Genomic DNA, 23,238 nt, shown 5'->3' on the forward strand with positions numbered 1-23,238 from the left:
ATGGCTCTTAGTATACGTTACTATTGAAAATTGCTGAACCTACCTATATTTAGTATCTAACAGAAATAAAAGATGTCGCTGAAGAACGTCTTTGAATCAAAAGGAATGCTTTATGTCTAACCCATTACTGACTTTCACGGATCTTCCCCCGTTTTCACAGATCAAGCCTGAGCACGTTAAGCCTGCGGTAGAGCAAGCTATCGAGGCGTGTCGCGCTAAAATTGACTCGGTACTGGAAAACAATACCGCGCCAAGCTGGGAGAACGTTGTGGCGCCTGTCGAAGAGGTGGATGATCACTTAAGTCGTATTTGGTCTCCGGTGAGCCACATGAATTCAGTGGTCAACAGTGATGAGCTGCGTGAAGCATACGAAAGCTGCCTGCCATTACTTTCTGAGTACGGTACTTGGGTTGGTCAGCACAAAGGACTGTTCGAAGCGTACAAAGCGATCAAAGCGAGCGATGCGTTTGCAAAACTGAGCCAAGCGCAGCAGAAAACCATTACTGATTCGCTACGCGACTTTGAACTGTCGGGCATAGGCTTGCCTGCGGATGAGCAGCACCGTTATGGTGAGATCAGCAAACGTATGTCTGAGCTAGGTTCTAAATTCTCTAACAATGTATTAGATGCCACTATGGGTTGGACTAAGCATGTTGCAGATGAGAAAGAGCTCGCGGGTATGCCAGAGTCAGCGCTAGCGGCAGCCAAAGCCGCGGCAGAAACCAAAGAGCTTGAGGGCTATTTACTCACGTTAGATATCCCGTCTTACCTACCCGTGATGACGTACTGTGATAACCAAGAGTTACGTAAAGAGTTGTATGAAGCGTACGTGACTCGTGCGTCGGATCGAGGTCCGAAAGCAGGTGAGTGGGACAACACAGAAATCATCAATGAACAGCTCAAGCTGCGCCATGAGATTGCTCGTATGCTTGGTTTTAATACCTACAGCGAGAAGTCTCTAGCAACCAAAATGGCAGAGAATACCTCTCAAGTACTCGGTTTCTTAAATGATTTGGCGAGCAAAGCGAAACCGCAAGGCGAGCGTGAGGTAGAAGAGCTGCGCCAATTCGCCAAAGCAGAGTTCGGTGTTGAAGAGCTGAACTTGTGGGACATCGCTTACTACAGCGAAAAACAAAAGCAGCACCTGTTCCAAATCTCGGATGAAGAGCTGCGTCCTTACTTCCCTGAGTCGAAAGCCGTGAGCGGTCTGTTTGAAGTGCTAAAACGTGTCTTCGGCATGACGGTTCAAGAGCGTGAAGGCGTGGATACTTGGCATGAGTCAGTGCGCTTTTTCGATATTTTCGATACTGACAACAACTTGCGTGGCAGTTTCTACCTAGACTTGTATGCTCGTGAACATAAACGCGGTGGCGCGTGGATGGATGAGTGTCGAGTGCGTCGTATCAATGCTCAAGGTGAGCTGCAATCGCCTGTGGCGTATCTGACGTGTAACTTTAACCGCCCAGTGGGAGACAAGCCTGCGCTGTTCACCCATGACGAAGTGGTGACGCTATTCCACGAGTTTGGTCATGGTATTCACCATATGTTGACGCAAGTGGATACCGGTGCGGTATCGGGCATCAACGGTGTGCCGTGGGACGCGGTTGAACTACCAAGCCAGTTCCTAGAAAACTGGTGCTGGGAAGAAGAAGCGCTGGCGTTTATCTCGGGTCACTTTGAAACGGGTGAGCCACTGCCAAAAGAAATGCTGGATAAGATGCTGGCGGCGAAGAACTTCCAATCAGCGATGTTTATTTTGCGCCAGTTAGAATTTGGCTTGTTTGACTTCACGCTGCACACGGAATTTGACCCGGAAGTAGGACCACGTGTCCTAGAAACCCTAGCTGAAGTGAAGTCGAAAGTGGCGGTGTTGCCAAGCTTAGAGTGGAACCGTTTCTCGCATAGCTTTAGCCATATTTTTGCTGGTGGTTACAGCGCGGGTTACTACAGCTACCTATGGGCGGAAGTGTTGTCGTCGGATGCTTTCTCACGTTTTGAAGAAGAAGGCATCTTCAACGCGGAAACCGGTCAAAGCTTCTTAAACAACATCCTTGAAATGGGTGGCAGTGAAGAGCCAATGGAGCTGTTTAAACGCTTCCGTGGTCGTGAGCCTCAAATTGATGCGCTATTACGCCACTCGGGTATCAGCGCTTAATTTGTTTTAGTCGCAATCATAAAACGCCCCTGATTCATTGAGTCAGGGGCGTTTTTTATTGATATGATAATCACCTTAGTACGCAAGGAGGTCATATGCTGAAACTAGGTAAGATGTTTGTATTGAGCGCATTAGTACTACTAGGTGCATCTGGTTGTGCGGAGTTAAAGCAAGCAGGTACGGAAATTGGTCATGCGACTCGTGATGCTGCGACAACCATTGGTCATGCAACGCGAGACACCACCAAAGCGATTGGCCATGCCTCACGTGATGCCGTGAATTCAGTCAAAGAAGACTTGAACGACGGTAACTAACCAGCCAGCTTTCCACGCAATAACTTATCAACGGATAGTGGTCCTGGTCCCCATACCACAACGATTAGGATCATTAATCCCCATAGTTGGTGGTCATAAAAGCCTTGCTCCCATAATACCGGGTAAGAGACGACGGCAATAATGTTGAACGCAAATAGCATCGCTGCAGTGGGTCTTGTCAACAAGCCCATCGCAACAAAGATAGGCAAGATAAGCTCAGCACCCGTTCCCAAATAAGCCGCCAGTTGCCAAGATAGTAGCGGAACCTGGTATTCATATTCAAATAAAAACAGTGTGCTATCCCATGTCGATATTTTGGTTAAGCCCGCATTGAAAAAGACCCAAGCGACCCACACTCGACAAAAAAGCAAAAGTAATGGCACCACAACCGCCTGCGATTTTTCGATCAGCGCATCGTAGTGATTGAGCATGTTTTTTATAGATTCAGACATCGTGTCCCCTTACCGAGCGAGCGAAAATCCAGCAACCACGTTGCTTTCGACAAAATAATTTAGGTGTTGAAGTGTATGAGGTGGTATCTCACCCAAGGTGCGACCAGAATGCAGGTGTTGCAGCAGTTCAAAAGCCTCATCGTCGAGAGGCTGCATCCACACTTCACCCTGTTGGGAGCAGCAGATCACGCCCTGTTGAGGCTTATCTAAAACCAAATCATCAAACTGATTGCTCTCAATGGCCGTTTTTAGCGCAAATAGCGCATATTGGGATTGAAATGGCATCACACCTGGCCACAAATGTAGATGAATTGAGGTTTGCTGCATCGGCTCTACCTCGGCTAACTTGGCTAAAGGCAATAGAGTGTCTGGCGCAGATACATTGCCTTGTTGCTGCTGAGCCATATCGATACACCATTCGAAACGGGCGACATCGGCGGCATAAGGCGCAGCTTCAACAACCGCAGGGAAGCGCTCGATAGTGTGCGAAAAATGCTCTCCGTAGTCACTGACATCCCCGACTTGCAATGGGTGGGCAAGCACATGCTGACGGGCTAATTGGCCAAAACACTCTTCGCCAACCAAAGCGCAAACCATGGGGTACGTCGCCTCAAGAACTTCACTCAAGCCAATGATGAAGTTGTTGCGATAAATCTGCATACGTTCATCAGCGGTAAAGTGGTCGCTGACTATCTCACACTCTTCACCGGTTGCTTGGTAGTGCAGCGCCTTGGCAAATTGATGTTGTAACTGGGCTAGGGAAAGAGTCATGACGCTCTCCCTGGCTGACTTTCTTCAAGATGCTGGTGCAGATAATCATTCGCTTTGCCAGCTTCCGCGAGCAAAACCTCAGGCTGCGGAATATCGAGATCCCATTCGATGAGCGTATGGCGAGAACCGTGTTGCGATAGCCATTGTGTGTAGAGTTGCCAAACTTCGTCACTGACTGGTTGGCTATGGGTATCAATCCAGACTTCACCTTTCTCTAGCTGTTTGATGGTGAATCCTGCCAAGTGAATTTCATCCACGTGCTCAGCCGGAATCGCATCCAAATACGTCTGGGTATCGAAGCCGTGATTGAAAGCGGAAACGTGAATATTGTTTAAATCCAATAGAAGTCGACAATCAGTGCGACGTTGAACCTCAGCAAGAAACTCCCATTCAGGAATGGTGGAATGGGCAAACTTAACGTAGCTTGACGGATTCTCTATCAGGATTGGGCGTTGTAAGTGGTCTTGTACTTCCGCGACGTTACGACAAAAAATGTCTAGCGCTTCAACGGTGTAGGGAAGTGGCAGCAGGTCATTGAAGTGGTGACCGCCGTTTTCACTCCAGCTTAAATGGTCAGAGACAAGAAACGGCTCTAACTCGTCGACTAAGCTTTTGAGTTGTTGAAGGTGTGTTTGATCTACCCGAGCAACACTGCCTAAAGATAAACCAATCCCATGACAGCTAATTTGGTAGTCTTGGGCGATTTGGCGCAGTTGTTGGCGAGCGGCTGAGTAAGGACGAAAGTAGTTTTCGCTGTGGATTTCTAACCAAGAGAGCGCAGGCTTCTGGTGGGTAAAATAATCCAAGTGTGGCGTTCGCAACCCCACACCAATATGGTTGTGATAGTTATGATTTTTCACGGGCGAATCCTTGGCGAGTGGGGGAAGGTAAACGGCTTGTTGAGCCTAAACCGTTTACCTTACGGACAGACAATAGGTGTTATGAAGATTGAGTGCTGCCGCCCGTCAACTTGCCACACAGTCCTTTAGGGACAACCACAAACGCGTCAGTTTGATTGTCTTCTTTTGCAGTACCCGCACATGAACTGGTTTTGGTTGCACAGTCATTTTTACCCGCTTTAGAGACGCCGTAGCATTTCTCTTTTTCTGCCGCTAGCGCAGGGGCTGCAGTTAACATTGAACCACCTAGAGCCAGTAAACCTGTAACAGCAGCAGTAACAGCAAGATTCGATTTTTTCATTGTATTATCCTCAGACTTAATTCCTTTACTTATGTGGGCAAGTGGCGGTTGTTTTTCCAGCAACTTGCTTACTAAACAAGATAGAAAGGGGATGAAAAAACTTTCAAAAAATTTATCGAAAACCACTGATCCATTTTTTATTTTTATTTAAGTGGTTGATTTATATCGATTTTAGTGGCGTAAATTTTTCTTGTTTTTGTTCTGAAATGCGGGGGCTGTTTAGGTTATAATCACTTTTCATGTATAGATAACCAGTAGCTGAGCACAGAATGGATCCTTCATTACTCCTCGATGGTCTGAACGATAAACAGCGTGAAGCCGTTGCCGCCCCTCTAGAAAACTTACTTGTCCTTGCTGGTGCGGGAAGTGGTAAGACACGAGTCCTAGTGCACCGCATTGCTTGGTTAATGTCGGTTGAGCAGGCATCACCGTTTTCTATCATGTCGGTGACCTTTACCAACAAGGCCGCGGCAGAAATGCGTGGTCGTATTGAAGAGTTAATGATGGGCAGTGCCTCTGGGATGTGGAACGGGACTTTCCATGGTATTTGCCATCGAATCCTTCGCGCTCACTATCTTGATGCCAAGCTGCCAGAAGACTTCCAGATCATCGACAGTGACGATCAGCAACGCTTACTGCGCCGCTTGATTAAGGCACAAAATCTGGATGAGAAACAGTGGCCAGCACGCCAGGTCAGCTGGTGGATTAACGGCAAAAAAGATGAAGGTCTTCGCCCGAATCACATTGATGCCTATGGCGATCCAATCACCAAAACTTATCTCCAACTGTATACCGCGTATCAAGAAGCGTGCGATCGTGCTGGCTTAGTCGATTTTGCCGAAATTCTACTTCGTGCCCATGAACTTCTGCGCGATAAAAAGCACATTCGTGAGCATTACCAAGCGCGCTTTAAGCACATTCTGGTTGACGAATTCCAAGATACCAACAACATCCAATATGCTTGGTTGCGTATGATGGCAGGGCCAGATTCTCATGTAATGATTGTTGGGGATGACGACCAATCTATCTATGGTTGGCGTGGTGCTAAAATCGAAAACATCGAGAAGTTCACCTTAGAGTTTCCAAGCGTGAATACCATTCGTTTGGAGCAAAACTACCGCTCAACCAAAACCATCCTTGAAGCATCGAATGCCCTGATCGCCAATAACACTGAGCGTATGGGTAAAGAGCTGTGGACTGAAGGAGCGGAAGGTGAGCCTATTTCGGTTTATTCGGCTTACAACGAGCTTGATGAAGCACGCTTTGCCGTCAACAAAGTGAAAGAGTGGCAAGACAAAGGCGGTGCTTTGAATGATGCCGCCATGCTCTACCGCAACAACGCCCAGTCACGTGTTCTAGAAGAAGCGCTAATCCAAGCGGGGTTGCCTTACCGAATCTATGGCGGAATGCGATTCTTCGAACGTCAAGAAATCAAAGATGCCCTGAGTTACTTGCGTTTGATGGCCAATCGCAACGACGACGCAGCGTTTGAACGTGTTGTGAATACTCCGACTCGTGGCTTGGGTGATAAAACCTTAGAAACGATTCGCTTTGCCGCCCGAGATCAAGGCTGCACGATGTGGGAAGCGAGCATCCGCCTGTTAGACGATAAAGTGCTGGCTGGCCGTGCTGCAGGTGCCCTGAGTCGTTTTGTTGAATTGGTCAACGCACTAGAAGATGACACCTGTGAAATGCCGCTGCATGAACAAACCGACCACGTGATCAAGTATTCGGGTCTGTTCGCCATGTACGAGCAAGAGAAAGGTGAAAAGTCTAAAGCGCGTATTGAGAACTTGGAAGAGCTGGTTACGGCAACCCGCCAATTTGAAAAACCAGAAGAAGCGGAAGAGATGACGCTATTGACTGCGTTTTTAACTCACGCGGCTCTAGAAGCGGGAGAAGGCCAAGCGGATGAGTTTGAGGATGCCGTCCAACTGATGACGCTACACAGTGCCAAAGGCCTTGAGTTTCCATTGGTCTTTATGGTCGGTGTCGAAGAGGGGATGTTCCCAAGCCAGATGTCTGCGGAAGAAGCGGGCCGCTTGGAAGAGGAGCGTCGCCTTTGCTATGTGGGCATGACTCGTGCAATGGAAAAGCTCTACATCACCTACGCGGAAATGCGTCGCTTGTACGGTCAAGATAAGTACCACAAGCCATCACGTTTTATCCGTGAGTTGCCAGAAACGTGTCTGGATGAAGTGCGTATGAAGGCGCAGGTAAGCAGGCCAACCAGTTCGGGTCGCTTTAGCCAAACTGTGGTGAAAGAGAACTTCAATGAAACAGGTTTTAGTTTGGGTTCACGCGTTATGCATCCGAAATTTGGCGAAGGTACCATCATCAACTTTGAAGGCAGTGGCCCGCAAAGCCGAGTTCAAGTTGCTTTTAACGGCGAAGGGATCAAATGGCTGGTAACGGCGTACGCTAAGTTAGAGACCTTATAATTTTTCAGTCTCTATAGAGTTTTTATCAATAGAATTGGGCTTGGTGCAAGGCAACAAGCGAGTGAAGCCCCTGAGCATAGGGAACCTATGTGATGGGGTGAACGAGCGAAGTTAACGTAGCAACGAGTTCAATTATGCAGATAAAAGGTAAAGAAAAACCCCGAGGGCGTGAGCCCATCGGGGTTATAGTCTTACTCGCAGCAATCCGGCTACTAAAAGTGCTCCATGCATCAAATCCTTGATAGTATGCTGATGTCCTTCAGCTTAGTCCTTTTCTCGCCATCCTAGCGGTGTCCTTGACCCTATCCTGGTCCACTAACAATCCTCGTTAGCTCACTTCGCTTGTTCCCTGAGCGGTGTCCCTTTCATCATCCTGATGATCGTTCCTTGCCTCGTCCAGAGGTGTCCATTTCCCTTCCTTAGTAGCAACCATCCTAGTCACTATTGCGTCCGTTCAATGTCCAATTTGCTATCCGTGCCGATTACTCATCCTAAGCAACCGTATCTTCTTCCTGAAGATTACCTAATCCGTGGTAATTTCCTGTTCCGTGTCAGCATCCTTCCGACAAGGTTCATATTACGCCAGTCGTAGATTTCAGCAATATGACGAAAACGATTTCCTAATAATCCCTTTGGCTTATTTTTGTACAAAGTCATCTAAATCAGTGGTTTATGTTTTTATAGTGATATTACTCTTAGCTAAAAAGCTATTTTTGCTCACTCACTTGTAAGAGATCTCGCACAAGGCTTCGGGGTGATCGTTGATCAAACCTCTCACACTGACATCCAATAATGACGTTTTTTTGCACACAAATTCACTCTTCGGCGAATAAAAATGCCTCTAAAAGCAGGATTGGTGACTAACTATTCGCCAAGGTTGTGGAGGCTAAATCAGTAAACTGCTTGCCGATTGCCACAAAATACCTGCCCCAATGAGTGAAAAGATCACGCCACACAATCCATCAATATATAGGGTGATAGCCTGCAACTTGCGCTGCATCCGTTGGGTGGACAGCGCCCAAGCCAAAAATGAGAACCAAGCTAAAGAGAGTATCCACAAAATGGCGAGTGCAGCGCCTTTTCCACTCAGAGACATCGTCGCAGGAACCAGTGATGACATGAGGCTCACAAAAAAGACCAACGCTTTTGGGTTGAGGATGTTGGTCGCAAAGCCACGAGAGAAGGCTTGGCGTTTGTTACTGAGCAACAACTGGTGAGCATCGATATGGGTTGCGCTTGCGGGCTCGCGCTGCCAACTTACCCAAGTTGCTTTTAAAGCGCCATAACCTAAGTAAAACAGGTAGCTGCCGCCGGCAATTTGTACCAAAGCAAACAGAGTCGGTTGCTGATGCACTAAGTAGCTGATGCCCGTTAAACTCAAAATTGAGTGGAGCAAAATGCCACAAGATAGCCCTAGTGCGATGTACAAACCGGTTTGGCGACCATAGCGTGTTGCGTTTTGTACGACGAGGGCAAAATCTGGGCCTGGGCTCATAAGGGCAATGAAGTGGACGGTTGCTAACGTTGCAAGGATGGTGATTTCACTCATGGTAGTCACTGTTTAATAGGAATTTCGCTTAGTGTGCCAAATTCATTGCATGAGGAATTGTAAATTATTGGCACTAGCCAACTTGAGAAGGGGAGACGCCGTAGGTGGCTTTAAATGCTTTGCTGAAGTGGGCTTGATCGTAAAAGCCGATTTGGTGAGCGACATCGGTACCGCAGACTCCGCTCTTGAGAAGCTTCATGCCGTGCTCGAGGCGCAAGCGACTTAGCCAAGCGTATGGAGTTAAGCCCACTTTTGCCTTGAAGTGGCGTTGAAATTGAGTGGGGCTCAACTGGCATAAGCTCGATAACTGCTCCAGTTTGACGGGTTGGTCAAGATTCGCCATCAAGTACTCTTTGAGTGTCGCTACCGATTGATTGCCCAATGGCACGACGCTTTTTGGCTCCTTCGCCCCATACTGCTCAAATAACCGAGCAAAACCTTCATAGGGTAAACAGTCTTGTGCGAGTTGACTGAGGCTAGGATTTGCTAGGATCTGGTGTAGTTCCACTAAGGTATTGAATAAAAAGGTATCGTTAATCACCAACTGGTTAAATCCTACCATGTCGGACGATCGTTTTAGATCCGCAAGATCACTAAGCCAGTGTGGATCCAATGAGAAGACTTTCACTTGGTAACCTGAGTCGAGCTTGGATTGCCCATCATGCATTTCGTCAGGTGGCATTAAGACGATTTGCCCCTTTCCTGCATGATATGAGTTGCCTTGATAATGAAACTTCTGCGCACCTTGAGTGATAAGGCCAATATGAAAATCAAGATGATAGTGGCGTTGAAAGGCAAACGTTCGGTAGTTTGCGTCGATCAAACCTATCTCTTGATTGGGTACTGTTTGGTATTGAACCTTATCCATAAATACAAAAAAGCTTGGCGAATATTTCACCAAGCTTAGCGCGACTGTTTGAGTATGTCTTGTAAAAAACGATCACTTGGCCAAAGCGGCTTTACGTGTTTGTCGATTCGTTTTAAGGCCGTCAAAGCTGAAGATGACTAAGGCACCCCAGATAAAGGCAAAGGTAATGGCTTTATCTGCCGTGAAGGCTTCACCGTAGACCAAGACGGCGAGTAAAAACATCAAACTTGGACCAATGTATTGGAAAAAGCCCAGTGTTGATAGCTTCAATCGTGTTGCTGCGCCTGTAAAGCAGAGCAGTGGCAAGGTTGTAATGACACCTGCGGAAATCAGTAACAGATTGAGTGTCATTGGGTTGCTCATCAAATCAGATGTGGCGCTATCTGCAATCCAAACTAGGTAGATGGCGGCAGCAGGTAACATGATAAGAGTTTCGATAAACAATCCAGTTTGCGCATCCAAGCTCACTTTCTTACGTAGCAAGCCATAAAAGCCAAAGCTGAGGGCAAGCGCGATTGCCACGGTTGGTACTGAGCCAAACGCTATCAGCTGAACCAACACGCCACACGCAGCGAGTACTACCGCAAACCACTGAAGCTTTCTGAGTCGTTCGCCAAGAAATAGCATGCCGAGTAATACATTGATTAGTGGGTTAATGTAGTAGCCTAAACTGGCATCCAGCATATGGTTGGCGTTGACTGCCCAAATAAAAATCAGCCAGTTAACCCCGACCAAAAGTGAGGTCGAGATGAGAAACGCCATCTTCTTTTTTGAGCGAAGTACGTCACGAACCCCGCGCCAACGACGGCCGATATGGAGTAAGAAAGCCAGCAGAACAAAAGACCAGACCACGCGGTGACTTAATATCTCAAGTGGAGAGACATCGCTGATGGTTTTAAAGTAGATAGGGGCGATACCCCACATAGTGTAGGCTCCGATGGCAAGCAGTACCCCTTGCCGAGCTCTTTGTTGTTCTTCTAGTGTCATCGGTCGGTTCCCAACACTTCGTTTACAAAATGAAACATCCAGTATACGAATGACTCTGATAATCACCTAGTAATTTGCAGTTTTATTCACCATCAATCCCAATTACAATTAGCGCTTTGCTCTTCTGCACATCACCCCTAACTGAGAATTCAATGACTGCCACACTGTTAGCTGAACAATCTGAACCTATTCTCACTCCGCAAAGTGTTTTGGAGGAGGTGTTTGGTTATCAAACGTTCCGCGATGGTCAACGAGAGGTGATTGAATCTGCGGTAGCAGGACAAGACAGCCTAGTGATCATGCCAACTGGTGGCGGTAAGTCGCTGTGCTACCAAATTCCTGCACTTGTTCGGAGCGGCCTGACGTTGGTGATCTCCCCTTTGATTTCGCTGATGAAAGACCAAGTCGATCAGCTTAAAGCGAATGGTGTCGCGGCGGAGTGCATCAATTCCACCATGCCACGGGAAGAGTTGATTGCGGTGTACAATCGCATGAATGCCGGCGTGACTAAGCTCGTCTATGTTTCCCCTGAACGAGTGTTAATGCGTGACTTTATTGAAAGGCTGCAAGGTCTACCGTTGTCGATGATTGCGGTAGATGAAGCACACTGCATTTCCCAATGGGGACATGATTTTCGTCCAGAGTACGCATCGTTAGGTCAACTGAAACAAGCATTCTCTCATGTGCCCGTGATGGCGCTGACGGCAACCGCTGACGATGCAACGCGCAAAGACATCATGCAGCGCTTGCAACTGAGTGATCCGCACACCTATTTGGGCAGTTTTGACCGACCGAATATCCGTTACACGTTAGTGGAAAAGCACAAACCTGTCTCTCAGGTGGTGCGTTTTCTTGAAGGGCAACGTGGTCAATGCGGCATCATTTACTGCGGTAGCCGTAAAAAAGTGGAAATGGTCACCGAAAAACTGTGCAACAACGGTCTTCGGGCAGCGAGCTATCACGCGGGGCTGGATGCCGATGAGAGAGCCTACGTACAAGACGCGTTCCAGCGTGACGATTTACAAATTGTTGTGGCGACCGTCGCCTTCGGTATGGGAATAAACAAACCTAACGTGCGCTTTGTGGTTCACTTTGATATTCCACGTAATATCGAGTCTTACTACCAGGAAACGGGGCGAGCAGGGCGAGATGGCTTACCCGCAGAAGCGATGATGCTGTATGACCCTGCGGATATCGGCTGGTTGCGTCGTATGCTGGATGAAAAAGATGATGGCCCACAAAAGCAGGTTGAGGCGCACAAACTCAATGCGATGAGTGCCTTTGCAGAAGCGCAAACTTGTCGTCGCCAAGTGTTATTGAACTATTTTGGTGAGTATCGCGAGCAGCCGTGTGGCAACTGCGATATTTGCCTCGATCCCCCTAAACATTTTGATGCCACAGAGCAGGCGCAAAAAGCGCTTTCGTGCGTCTATCGCGTGAATCAAAGTTTTGGTATCGGCTATGTGGTCGAAGTGCTGCGCGGCATGCAAAATATCCGAGTACGCGAAAACGGTCACGATAAACTGTCTACTTACGGTCTTGGTCGCGAAAACAGCCATGACTATTGGGTGAGTATATTCCGTCAACTGATCCACAAAGGGTTACTGTTTCAAAACATCACCCGCAATTCCACCTTGCAACTGACGCCAGAAGCGCGACCTCTATTGCGTGGTGAAGTGTCATTGGAGTTAGCGGTGCCTCGTTTAGATACCGCAGCAAGGGCGGCCAAATCAGACAAACTTGTCAGCAAAAACTACGATAAAAAGCTGTTTGCCAAATTGCGCAAATTGCGTAAAGCGATTGCAGATGAAGATGGCTTACCACCTTATGTGGTGTTCAGTGATGCCACGTTAATTGATATGGCTGAAATTCTGCCAACATCTTACGGAGAAATGTTGGCGGTCAACGGTGTGGGCCAACGAAAGTTGGAAAAATACGCCGATCCTTTCTTAGATTTGATTCAGGAGCACTTAACCCATCATGGTTGATTCGACGCAAAAGGAATTTGGTTTAGCTGAATACCAGCAACAAGAGGGACGCATCGTGATCACGGCGCCGCGTTTTGATTTTGACAGCTTTCCTGAGTTGGCGGAGAAGTTGGTCAAGTCGCTGTCAGCGTCGGTGATTGAGAAACAATGGGATGCCGATATCCACTCATGGTTGATTGATTTTGAAGGCTGCCAACTGTTCTTAAAGTCAGAGCATTACAGCGAAAGTGTTTGGTTTGAAGCGCTGGCTATTGATGATTCAAAAGAAGAACTCGACTTTCTCGCAAGGCTGTTTCAACGCGGCTTTTAGCGCCAAAATAATACGCCAACGATTGCGTAATAACTCTTGCTTGCGGCGTGAATTGGTTAATGTATAATCGCCCGCCGCGCTATGAGTCACATACTCGATAGTGCTTAAGTTTTTTATTCACATTGTTGGTGAGACATTGTCTGTTGGCTTAGATGGTGTCGATTTGGGTTCCCTCACCCCCAAACCAAACTAAAAAGGTATCGTATGAGTAACTTTACCCCTGCGCAGCAGCGCAAAGCCCTTCTTTTATTGGTTTTATTCCACCTGATCATTATTGCATCGAGCAACTATTTGGTTCAGTTACCGTTTACGGTATTTGGTTTCCACACCACTTGGGGCGCATTTACCTTCCCATTTATCTTCTTAGCGACTGATTTAACCGTGCGCGTTTTCGGTGCTCAGCTTGCACGTCGTATTATATTCTTGGTGATGCTACCAGCACTGGCGGTGTCGTATGCATTGTCGGTACTGTTTTTCGAAGGGCAATTTCAAGGTTTTTCCCATCTTGGGGAGTTTAACTTGTTTGTAGCTCGTATCGCGATTGCAAGCTTTATGGCTTATCTATTAGGTCAGATTCTTGATGTGCACGTATTTAACCGCCTGCGTCAGTTAAAGCAGTGGTGGGTAGCTCCAACCTGTTCGACACTATTTGGCAATGCGCTAGATACGATCGCGTTTTTTGCGATTGCTTTCTATCAGAGCCCAGATCCCTTTATGGCTGAGCACTGGACGGAAATCGCGCTGGTGGACTACGGCTTCAAATTGGTCATCAGCTTAGGTTTGTTTGTGCCTATGTACGGCGTGCTATTGAACTTCCTTGTGAGAAAGCTCACTGCCGTCAATCCAGACTTTAAAGTGGTTGGTGCGAATCAGTGATAGGAAGAGAGGGCAAGTAACGCCTTCGGATTCTTAAGAGTGTTCTCTCGACTCTAAATAGAGATTTCAAAAACAAAAGCCCGAGAGACAGTCACTCGGGCTTTTCTCTATATGCGGTCATTATTGAGCGATAACAGTAAGAGGCCAGCCAATATCACTTTGGCGGTTGGCTTCAATTTCAAGCTCTGCGCTGGTCAGTGGGTTGGCGTCTAGCCATTTTGCATCAATGGTTAGGGTGAGTTTGTCACCCTCAGAGCTTAGGCTGATGTTTGGCTCAAGCTCAGGGTTACGACGATGCGTTAGTAGCACGGCTAGGCGAAGTAGGCGCAAAATACGTTTTGCACTTGAACCTGACACGGCGTGCTGCTCAGGTAGAGAGGTTAGTTGCTCTCGGTAACGACGGGCAATTTCACCCAGTAAGTGTTTCTGAGCGCGAGTGTAGCCAGGCAGATCTAAGCTTTGCAGCAAGTAAGCGCTGTGCTCACCACCTTTTTTGAAGTCAATTGTTAAGCCGACTTCGTGCAGTTTGGCCGCTGTCTCGAGCAACACTTTCCCTTGCTCCTCGACAATCCAATCCTGTTGGCACTGAGAGAGTAAACGCTGCGCTAGATGGGCTACTTGCTCGCCATACGCTTGATCAAGTTGGTATCGATGTTGGACGCTCGCAATGGTGCGGGCGCGAATATCGTCCTGCTTGAGTTCATCCACCATCTCGTACACTAAGCCTTCACGCAAAGCGCCGCCAGCCAGTGTCATCGAATCAATTTCTAGCAATTCAAAGATCGCAATCAGAATTGATAAGCCACTTGGGAACACTAAAGCACGCTCTAGTGTGAGCCCTTCAATCTCTAACTCTTCTAAGTGATCCGCTCGCATGGCCTGTTTTTGTAGGCGTTTGAGTTTAGCATGGGTGATGACCTCATCCATGCCTTGCGCTAGCATAATTTCTTGTAGCGCTTGAACCGTGCCAGAAGCGCCAACACAGACATCCCAACCAATCTCTTGGTACTGCTCTAAGATTGGTTGTAAGGTCTCTTTGGCGGCAAGAATCGCGTTGTTGAAGTTTGTGACGGTTAACTGGCGATCTTTAAAGTGACGCTCAAGCCAAGTCACGCAGCCCATCTTTAAGCTTGTTAGTGCTTTGGCTTCAAAACCTTCACCAATAATCAGCTCGGTGCTTGCACCGCCAATGTCTACCACTAAACGACGCCCACTGCCTCCAGAGGTATGAGCCACCCCTTTGTAGATGGTGGCCGCTTCTTCTTCGCCGCTGATCACTTCAATCTTGTGACCCAAGATTTGATTCGCTTTTTCCAAGAAAACGTCCACGTTGGTCGCGGTACGCAATGTGGCGGTGCCGACAATGCGAATGTTCTCTGTGGGGATATCTTGCAAGCGTTCGGCAAAAAGGCTCAAGCAGTCCCAGCCGCGTTGCATGGCTTCTAGGCTCAAGGCGTTATGTTCGTCTAAACCTGCGGCAAGGCGAACTTTACGTTTGATTTTGGCCATGGTTTGAACGCTGCCATCAATGTGACGCACAACGAGCATATGAAAACTGTTCGACCCGAGATCGATGGCTGCGTAAAGCGGAGATGAAACGGCTTGGCTCATAGACGCTTAAGAATCCTTTGGTTGGCGCTGGCGAGAGCGATTGTTTTGACGACGGTTACCCGAACGAGATCCACCTGTATTGGTGCGACGCTGCTGCGGACGGTTTGAACGCATGCGAATCGGCGCAGGTAAATCTTCGATTAGGGCACTTGGGTCATAATCCGATACTGGGATTGTGTGCTCAATGTATTCTTCGATCGGTGGGAGGTTGATCGCGTAATCCTCACACGCAAAGCTGATTGAGTGACCGCTTGCGCCAGCACGACCTGTACGGCCAATACGGTGCACGTAGTCTTCACAATCATCAGGTAGATCGAAGTTAAATACATGCGTCACTTGCGGGATATGCAAACCGCGTGCGGCAACGTCGGTTGCAACCAGTAGATCAACATCACCTTTAGTGAATTGCTCTAGGATGCGCTCACGTTTTTTCTGTGGCACATCACCAGTCAGTAGACCAACGCGGTGACCATCGGCAGCTAGGTGGCCCCAAACTGACTCACACTTATGTTTAGTGTTGGCAAAAATGATCGCACGCTCTGGCCACTCTTCTTCAATAAGTGTTTGCAGTAGCGCCATTTTGTGTTCGTTAGAAGGGTAGAACAACTCTTCTTGAATGCGGTGACCAGTTTTGACTTCTGGCTCAACCACAACATGCTCAGGGTTGTGCATGTGCTCGAAAGCAAGCTCTTGAACACGGTAAGAAAGTGTTGCTGAGAACAGCATGTTCAAACGCTCTTTTGGCTCAGGCATGCGACGGAACAAGAAACGGATGTCTTTAATAAAGCCAAGATCGAACATACGGTCTGCTTCATCAAGGACGACAGCTTGAATGTGGTTTAAGTTAAACACACGCTGCTTGTAGAAATCGATGATGCGACCCGTTGTACCAATCAATACGTCAACACCACCTTCAAGCTTAGCGAGCTGCTTATCATAGCTTTCACCGCCATAAGCAAGCGCAGCTTTGATACCTGTGCTTGCGATTAGTGGCTCAGCATCATTATAGATCTGAATCGCCAGCTCACGTGTTGGCGCCATAATGATTGCGCGTGGCTGAGTCGGCTTACGGCCTTCATGCTCAGACGTCGTGAGTAAGTGGTTAAAAGTAGCAGTCAGGAAGGCTAATGTCTTACCTGTACCCGTTTGGGCTTGGCCTGCGATGTCTTGGCCGGTGAGCAGTACCGGCAACGCCAAGGCTTGGATAGGGGTACAAAATTCGAACCCTTTTTTCTCCAGACCTTCAGTAATTTGAGGGTGTAAACCTAAATCGGCGAACTTTTGCTCTGTGATATGCGTCTTTTTCATGGCTATAGAATATCAGCTTAAGCTTGCAATACGAAAGTAAATACATTCCAATAGGGCATCTAAATACTGGTTATCATGCAACCAGTTCAGAAAAACACATTGGAGTGGAAGATGAGTGATAAGATTTTGCAGCTTACTGATGACGGTTTTGAAAACGATGTAATCAATGCTGCAGGCCCAGTTCTTGTTGATTTTTGGGCGGAGTGGTGTGGTCCTTGTAAGATGATCGCTCCTATCCTAGACGAAATCGCAGATGAGTACGAAGGCAAACTCACTATCGGTAAACTAAATATCGACCAAAACGCAGGTACACCACCTAAATTTGGTATCCGTGGTATTCCAACGTTGCTTCTATTTAAAGACGGTAACGTAGCAGCAACGAAAGTGGGCGCGCTGTCTAAAACTCAACTAAAAGAGTTCCTAGACGCAAACCTATAAGCGTTGTGAAAGAAGACCGTGCTTAAGGCACGGTTTTGTTTTTGAACATCAACAAAATCTAGACTAGGCTACTATTTAGTGCTAGTTTATTGCACGTTAATTATACAAGTTCTCTTCTTGGTCGATCCTGTGACCAAATCCATCTTAACCAAATAACAGATCCTTATTTTGACTAAACAAGCATCAACCACCATGAATCTAACAGAACTGAAGAACAGACCTGTGTCTGATCTTGTTAAACTTGGCGAAAGCCTAGGCCTAGAGAACCTAGCTCGTCTAAGAAAACAAGATATTATCTTCGCAATCCTAAAAGCGCATGCTAAGAGCGGCGAAGACATTTTCGGCGATGGGGTTCTAGAAATTCTGCAAGACGGCTTTGGTTTCTTGCGTAGTGCAGACAGCTCTTACCTAGCAGGTCCGGACGACATTTACGTGTCACCGAGTCAGATCCGTCGTTTTAACTTACGTACGGGTGATTCAATCGCTGGTAAGATTCGTCCACCTAAAGACGGTGAACGCTACTTTGCGCTACTGAAAGTCAATACAGTTAATGATGATAAGCCAGACAACGCGCGTAACAAGATTCTATTTGAAAACTTGACGCCACTGCACGCCAATGAGCGTATGGTGATGGAGCGTGGTAACGGTTCGACAGAAGATATCACAGCGCGTGTTCTAGACTTAGCTTCACCAATTGGTAAAGGTCAACGTGGTCTGATTGTTGCTCCGCCAAAAGCGGGTAAAACAATGTTGCTGCAGAACATCGCTCAAAGCATCGCTTACAACCACCCAGAGTGTGAGCTGATGGTACTTCTTATCGACGAACGTCCGGAAGAAGTAACTGAGATGCAACGCTTGGTTAAAGGTGAAGTAGTCGCGTCAACGTTTGATGAGCCAGCGTCTCGTCACGTTCAAGTCGCAGAGATGGTAATCGAGAAAGCGAAACGTCTTGTTGAACACAAAAAAGACGTGGTTATCCTGCTTGACTCAATCACTCGTCTTGCTCGTGCATACAACACTGTTGTGCCTTCGTCAGGTAAAGTACTAACGGGTGGTGTGGATGCAAACGCACTTCACCGTCCTAAGCGTTTCTTCGGTGCAGCACGTAATGTTGAAGAAGGCGGTAGCTTAACTATCCTAGCTACAGCGCTTGTTGATACAGGCTCTAAAATGGATGAAGTTATCTACGAAGAGTTTAAAGGTACAGGTAACATGGAAATCCACCTGAACCGTAAGATTGCAGAGAAGCGCGTCTTCCCAGCAATTGACTTCAACCGCTCGGGCACTCGTCGTGAAGAACTTCTAACGAAGAACGATGAGCTACAGAAGATGTGGATTCTGCGTAAGATTGTTCACCCAATGGGCGAGATCGATGCAATGGAATTCCTAATCGATAAGCTCGCGATGACAAAGACCAATGATGAGTTTTTCGATGCAATGCGTCGTCAGTAATCGCTGAAGATTTGATTCCCAAACGCCACCGCTAAGCCGGTGGCGTTTTTGTTTGCATTATCTACTGATAACACGCACAATGGAGTTAAATGTTACAAGGAGGTTAACATGCAACAAGGAATGTTGTCGTCGGTACTCCTATCCGCATTACTTTTAGGAGCGCCAACCGTCTCAGCAACGGAGATGGCCCCCGCTCGTGTGGAAGTGCTTTTACAAGATGAGCAAATCCATCAAAAAGTCGCTCAATTACTTCAATATGCTGTTGAAGATAATATCGATTCCCTCAATTTCGCGCTCGAACGACTTTCTTTACCTCAGCAAGAGGTTTCTAGATACCTGCTTCTTGACAAAATCGAGCAGCAACAGGTCGTTCTTACCCCTAAAATGGCGTTATTTGTAGAGCAGCAAAAAACACGAGTCCCTACCTATCAAGTATTAGAACGAGGGGATGGTTATGAGTTTTCAGTTCCTGCGTTTAACTATCCCGCCATCGCAAGCCGCTTACTCAAGCAATGGCGTCAAGATCAATCAACTCTCGATTTTGTCTTGCAAGCAGAGCGAGGGGAGCTTATTCTACAAGATTGGCTATCTGGCAGTGAATATCAGGCCCAAACACGTGAAGCATTACTTATCCGTGAGCTAGATAGCTTGTCTCCAGAGGCGGTGAAAAGTCTCACCCAGCAGTTCACAGACTCTGCCATTGTAAGTTGGTTACCATCTTCCGATGTGATGGTTCGCTTGGCGCAAGTCAGTGAAGATGCGGATGTATATAAACTGGTGTGGCTAATGCGTGCAGATTTTAACAGCCAGCAAGAACTCACGAGGTTGGCTAAGGTTGGCGATGACTTCTCGCTACAGCAGATCATGCTTGCTTCGCAAAACCCGAGTTTAAAAGAACACGCATTAAAAGAGCTCACACGGATAAAACCTATGAATCAAGAGGTAAAAACCTTCTTGATTGAGCGTATGGCGCTGAAAGATGATGCTCCGTTTGTCGCACAGGAATTGGCTCGTCAAGGATACACGAACTGGCTTGAAGAGTTAGCCAGCCACAACCAAAAGGTTCGCAGTAGTGCCATTCTCAATGCTTTGTCTAAATAGCTGACTTATCGTGAAATAACCACAATAAAAAGAGGGATCGGATGATCCCTCTTTTTGATATACTGCCTGTAGTTTAACCAGCCATTAGAAGGCCTATGAGTTTTAAGGATCTACGCGACTTTATTGCCCACTTAGAGCAAGAGGGCAAGCTGAAACGCATTACTCACCCTGTTGACCCACATTATGAAATGACTGAGATCAGCGACCGAACGCTTCGAGCGGGAGGCCCTGCTTTGTTGTTTGAAAACCCAATTGGTTATGACGTACCCGTGCTTACCAACTTATTTGGCACGCCAGAGCGCGTTGCTATTGGTATGGGACGTAGCGAAGTTAAAGAGCTACGTGAAGTGGGGAAATTGTTGGCTTACCTGAAAGAGCCAGAACCGCCACGTGGTTTTAAAGACGCGATTGAAAAGATCCCCGTCTTTAAACAAGTACTCAATATGCCAGCTAAAAGGCTGCGCAAAGCAGCTTGCCAAGAAGTGGTTTGGCAGGGTGAAGATGTGGACCTCGATAAAATCCCAGTGATGAGTTGCTGGCAAGATGACGTGGCCCCTTTACTGACTTGGGGTTTGACTGTTACGCGTGGCCCGCATAAGAAACGCCAGAACCTAGGTATTTACCGTCAGCAGAAGATTGGTAAAAACAAAATCATCATGCGTTGGCTAGCACACCGTGGTGGAGCTCTTGATCTGCGTGATTGGATGGAAACCAACCCAGGAAAGCCTTTCCCTATATCAGTAGCTTTTGGTGCAGATCCGGCGACCATCTTAGGAGCGGTAACACCAGTACCAGATACATTATCTGAGTATGCATTTGCCGGCTTACTACGTGGTAGTAAAACTGAAGTCGTCAAATCGGTCAGTAACGATCTTGAAGTACCAGCAAGCGCGGAAATCGTGATGGAAGGGTATATCGATCCAAACGAGTTTGCGGATGAAGGGCCTTATGGCGATCATACTGGCTACTACAACGAAAAAGAAAAACACCACGTGTTTACCATCACGCACATTACCATGCGTAAAGATCCAATTTATCACAGTACCTACACAGGTCGCCCGCCAGATGAACCTGCGGTATTGGGTGTTGCGCTGAATGAAGTGTTCGTGCCGATTTTGCAAAAGCAGTTTCCTGAGATAGAAGATTTCTATCTACCACCAGAAGGTTGCTCGTACCGAATGGCGGTGGTAACCATGAAGAAGCAATACCCAGGTCACGCTAAGCGCGTAATGCTTGGGGTATGGTCTTTCCTACGCCAGTTTATGTATACCAAATTTGTAGTGGTATGTGATGAGAGCGTTAATGCACGTTGCTGGGACGATGTGGTCAAAGCTATGGCTGACAATATGGAGCCAGTGCGTGACACACTCATGATAGAAAATACACCTATTGATTCTCTCGATTTTGCATCTCCAGTTGTCGGTCTTGGTTCGAAGATGGGAATGGACGCAACGATTAAATGGGATGCAGAAAACGCCACTTCGCCAGAACTGAATGCAATCTCTTCTGTTTCAGTAGATAGTGAGGCGCTCGCAAGGTTTAAATCCGATAACCCAGAAGTGGTGGATATCGCGCTGCCAAGTTCAGCACAAAATGATCGCTTTGTGATTATCTCTATGCGTAAGAACCAACCAGGCCAGTCAAGACAGCTGATGGAAAAAGTCTGGGCGTGGTTAGAGCAACACACCGACAGTAAGTTTGCCATCCTTTGTGATGAAGATGTCGATGTCCATGATTGGAATGATGTGATTTGGGCGATGACAACTCGTATGGATCCAGCCAGAGACACAGTACAAATTCGAGCTGAGAACGGACGCTGTTCTAAACTAGGGTTAGATGCGACAAATAAATTTGCTGGGGAAGTTGATCGAGAGTGGGGTATCCCAATTAAGAAAGACCCACAGTTAGTCGCACAAGTCGATGCTAAGTGGAGTAAGCTCGGTATATCATGAGCAAAATAATACGCTTGCAGCCTCAAGGAATTTGTTTTGAGGCGCAAGATGGGCAAACGGTGCTGGAAGCGGCGCTCAACAATAATATACGCTTTCCACATCGTTGCCAGGTTGGAGCGTGTGCAGCCTGTCTGTGCCGTAAACTTGAAGGAACAGTAAGTTACGATCTTGAACCCATGCTCACAGAGAAAGAGCAGCAACAAGGTTGGATATTTGCTTGTCAGGCAGTAGCCGAAAGTAATTTAGTACTTACTTTTGAGGAGTAAGTAAGAGGAAGACCATGACCATCCAATGTAAAGTAAAGTCTATTAAGCCGTTAGCTTGTAATACTTATCAAATTCTACTTCACCCAGAAACGCCTGTGGCATTTAAAGCGGGGCAATACCTTATGGTAGTGATGGGTGAAAAAGACAAACGTCCTTTCTCGATTGCAAGTAGCCCTTGTCGCCATGAAGGTGAGCTAGAGTTGCACATTGGTGCGGCAGAGCAGAATGCGTATGCTCTAGAAGTTGTTGAAGCAATGAAAGACGCGCTAGCAAACGGTGGTGATATTACCATCGATGCGCCACATGGTGATGCTTGGGTTCAAGAAGAAAGTGAACGTCCTATTCTTTTAATTGCGGGTGGTACAGGTTTTAGTTACGTACGCTCAATTCTGGACCACTGCGTGGCTCAAAGCTTGAATAACCAAATTCATTTGTATTGGGGGGGCCGTGATGATTGCCAACTGTATGCAAAAGAAGAGCTAGAGCAAATTGAAGCTAAACATGAAAATGTTCACTTTGTCCCTGTTGTCGAAGATGCTCCAACAGAGTGGGCAGGAAAGGTCGGTAATGTGCTGCAGGCTGTAGAGCAAGATTTTGACTCTCTCGCAGAATATGACATCTATATAGCAGGGCGCTTTGAAATGGCTGGTGCTGCGCGCGAACAATTTACACAAAATAAAGGTGCGCAAAGCGATCGAATGTTCGCTGATGCCTATGCATTTATCTAAACTTAGTTAAATAAGACCAAAAAGAGAGCAATTTGCTCTCTTTTTTTGTGCTTTTGAATACAAATTCAACGAACAGTCATTTTTTCCAAATTTATTTAAAAAAAGGGGTTGCGCTAGAGCAAGAACTCCCTATAATGCGCATCCACTGACACGGCAGACGCCACAAGGCTTCAGCGATAAATCAGTAAAGCCAACTAAGCAAATTTCGAATTGAAAAGTTTGAAATAAAAAATTCAAAAAAGTGTTTGACACTTGAGAATGAAACGCTAGAATGGCTGCCTCTTCCGAAGTGATGTGAGTCACAAAGAAGAAAGCTCTTTAACAATATAAACCTATCAATCTGTGTGGGCACTCGTTGATGATAATCCAATTCGATACTTCGGTATCAAATTAGGTTTCAATGAAACGAAGTGACCATTCGAATTGGGAAGCAGCCTTGAGCTGTTTTGTTTCACTTTTTCAAAAGTGAAA

The 23,238-nt window shown here is 47.0% G+C and carries 21 protein-coding genes; 12 read left to right on the forward strand and 9 right to left on the reverse strand.

Annotated elements, in window-relative coordinates:
• Positions 1-112 precede the first annotated feature (112 nt).
• Together prlC and OH458_RS19065 are read left to right on the forward strand one after the other, a co-directional pair.
• The gene (prlC, locus tag OH458_RS19060; RefSeq protein WP_269979475.1) at positions 113-2,155 is read left to right on the forward strand and encodes an oligopeptidase A; all 2,043 of its coding nucleotides are present in this window, start codon (positions 113-115) and stop codon (positions 2,153-2,155) included.
• Positions 2,156-2,250: 95 nt separating this feature from the next.
• Positions 2,251-2,469 (forward strand): hypothetical protein, encoded by a 219-nt coding sequence (locus OH458_RS19065; protein WP_043887271.1) that lies wholly within the window; start codon positions 2,251-2,253, stop codon positions 2,467-2,469.
• Here the strand turns inward: OH458_RS19065 and OH458_RS19070 are convergent.
• From OH458_RS19070 to OH458_RS19085, 4 genes are all read right to left on the reverse strand, one after another.
• Positions 2,466-2,921: a DoxX family protein gene (locus tag OH458_RS19070; protein ID WP_269979476.1), complete on the reverse strand. Its 456-nt coding sequence runs from the start codon at positions 2,919-2,921 to the stop codon at positions 2,466-2,468. The two genes, OH458_RS19065 and OH458_RS19070, sit on opposite strands and share 4 nt — an antisense overlap.
• Before the next feature lie 9 nt (positions 2,922-2,930).
• Entirely contained in the window at positions 2,931-3,692 is a 762-nt protein-coding gene (locus OH458_RS19075; protein ID WP_039625522.1) for an HvfC/BufC N-terminal domain-containing protein, read from the reverse strand.
• Positions 3,689-4,552, reverse strand: coding sequence for an MNIO family bufferin maturase (gene bufB, locus OH458_RS19080; protein ID WP_269979477.1), 864 nt, complete (start codon positions 4,550-4,552; stop codon positions 3,689-3,691). The genes OH458_RS19075 and bufB overlap by 4 nt, the downstream gene beginning before the upstream one ends.
• Before the next feature lie 79 nt (positions 4,553-4,631).
• The gene (locus OH458_RS19085; RefSeq protein ID WP_005475027.1) at positions 4,632-4,892 is read right to left on the reverse strand and encodes a BufA1 family periplasmic bufferin-type metallophore; all 261 of its coding nucleotides are present in this window, start codon (positions 4,890-4,892) and stop codon (positions 4,632-4,634) included.
• Positions 4,893-5,161: 269 nt separating this feature from the next.
• Here OH458_RS19085 and uvrD point away from each other — a divergent pair, with 269 nt between their 5' ends.
• Entirely contained in the window at positions 5,162-7,333 is a 2,172-nt protein-coding gene (gene uvrD, locus OH458_RS19090) for a DNA helicase II (RefSeq protein ID WP_269979478.1), read from the forward strand.
• Between the two features lie 886 nt (positions 7,334-8,219).
• Here uvrD and OH458_RS19095 read toward each other — a convergent pair.
• The 3 genes from OH458_RS19095 to rarD all read right to left on the reverse strand — a co-directional run bounded on the left by OH458_RS19095 (position 8,220) and on the right by rarD (position 10,737).
• The gene (locus OH458_RS19095) at positions 8,220-8,882 is read right to left on the reverse strand and encodes a LysE family translocator (protein WP_269979479.1); all 663 of its coding nucleotides are present in this window, start codon (positions 8,880-8,882) and stop codon (positions 8,220-8,222) included.
• A 73-nt stretch (positions 8,883-8,955) separates the two neighbouring features.
• Complete coding sequence (locus OH458_RS19100) at positions 8,956-9,750, reverse strand: AraC family transcriptional regulator (RefSeq protein WP_269979480.1); 795 nt, start codon at positions 9,748-9,750, stop codon at positions 8,956-8,958.
• 72 nt (positions 9,751-9,822) lie between these two features.
• Positions 9,823-10,737: an EamA family transporter RarD gene (gene rarD / locus OH458_RS19105; protein ID WP_269979481.1), complete on the reverse strand. Its 915-nt coding sequence runs from the start codon at positions 10,735-10,737 to the stop codon at positions 9,823-9,825.
• A gap of 152 nt (positions 10,738-10,889) precedes the next feature.
• Here rarD and recQ point away from each other — a divergent pair, with 152 nt between their 5' ends.
• From recQ to OH458_RS19120, 3 genes are all read left to right on the forward strand, one after another.
• On the forward strand, positions 10,890-12,725 hold the full coding sequence (gene recQ, locus OH458_RS19110; RefSeq protein WP_269979482.1) for an ATP-dependent DNA helicase RecQ: 1,836 nt from the start codon (positions 10,890-10,892) through the stop codon (positions 12,723-12,725).
• Entirely contained in the window at positions 12,718-13,035 is a 318-nt protein-coding gene (locus OH458_RS19115) for a DUF3630 family protein (protein WP_039478968.1), read from the forward strand. The genes recQ and OH458_RS19115 overlap by 8 nt, the downstream gene beginning before the upstream one ends.
• Before the next feature lie 204 nt (positions 13,036-13,239).
• Positions 13,240-13,911 (forward strand): 7-cyano-7-deazaguanine/7-aminomethyl-7-deazaguanine transporter, encoded by a 672-nt coding sequence (locus OH458_RS19120; RefSeq protein ID WP_038139764.1) that lies wholly within the window; start codon positions 13,240-13,242, stop codon positions 13,909-13,911.
• A 120-nt stretch (positions 13,912-14,031) separates the two neighbouring features.
• On the opposite strand, the gene gppA is transcribed toward OH458_RS19120, so the two are convergent.
• Together gppA and rhlB are read right to left on the reverse strand one after the other, a co-directional pair.
• A complete protein-coding gene (gene gppA / locus OH458_RS19125; protein WP_038139763.1) occupies positions 14,032-15,522 on the reverse strand; it encodes a guanosine-5'-triphosphate,3'-diphosphate diphosphatase in 1,491 nt (496 codons plus the stop codon).
• A gap of 6 nt (positions 15,523-15,528) precedes the next feature.
• Positions 15,529-16,830: an ATP-dependent RNA helicase RhlB gene (gene rhlB, locus OH458_RS19130; protein WP_269979483.1), complete on the reverse strand. Its 1,302-nt coding sequence runs from the start codon at positions 16,828-16,830 to the stop codon at positions 15,529-15,531.
• Positions 16,831-16,941: 111 nt separating this feature from the next.
• Here rhlB and trxA point away from each other — a divergent pair, with 111 nt between their 5' ends.
• From trxA to fre, 6 genes are all read left to right on the forward strand, one after another.
• The gene (gene trxA, locus OH458_RS19135; RefSeq protein ID WP_038139762.1) at positions 16,942-17,268 is read left to right on the forward strand and encodes a thioredoxin TrxA; all 327 of its coding nucleotides are present in this window, start codon (positions 16,942-16,944) and stop codon (positions 17,266-17,268) included.
• Between the two features lie 192 nt (positions 17,269-17,460).
• Positions 17,461-18,720: a transcription termination factor Rho gene (gene rho / locus OH458_RS19140; protein WP_005475035.1), complete on the forward strand. Its 1,260-nt coding sequence runs from the start codon at positions 17,461-17,463 to the stop codon at positions 18,718-18,720.
• Positions 18,721-18,828: 108 nt separating this feature from the next.
• Positions 18,829-19,821 carry a hypothetical protein gene (locus OH458_RS19145; RefSeq protein WP_269979484.1) on the forward strand — a complete coding sequence of 331 codons (993 nt, stop codon included), beginning with the start codon at positions 18,829-18,831 and terminating at the stop codon, positions 19,819-19,821.
• 95 nt (positions 19,822-19,916) lie between these two features.
• The gene (ubiD, locus tag OH458_RS19150; protein ID WP_269979485.1) at positions 19,917-21,773 is read left to right on the forward strand and encodes a 4-hydroxy-3-polyprenylbenzoate decarboxylase; all 1,857 of its coding nucleotides are present in this window, start codon (positions 19,917-19,919) and stop codon (positions 21,771-21,773) included.
• Positions 21,770-22,039, forward strand: coding sequence for a 2Fe-2S iron-sulfur cluster-binding protein (locus OH458_RS19155; protein WP_038139759.1), 270 nt, complete (start codon positions 21,770-21,772; stop codon positions 22,037-22,039). The genes ubiD and OH458_RS19155 overlap by 4 nt, the downstream gene beginning before the upstream one ends.
• A 14-nt stretch (positions 22,040-22,053) precedes the next feature.
• Positions 22,054-22,767, forward strand: a complete 714-nt coding sequence (gene fre / locus OH458_RS19160) for an NAD(P)H-flavin reductase (RefSeq protein WP_269979486.1) — start codon at positions 22,054-22,056, stop codon at positions 22,765-22,767.
• Positions 22,768-23,238: the final 471 nt, after the last annotated feature.

Source organism: Vibrio sp. MarTm2 (assembly GCF_027587055.1).
In the GTDB taxonomy this organism is placed as follows: Bacteria; Pseudomonadota; Gammaproteobacteria; order Enterobacterales; family Vibrionaceae; genus Vibrio; species Vibrio sinaloensis_D.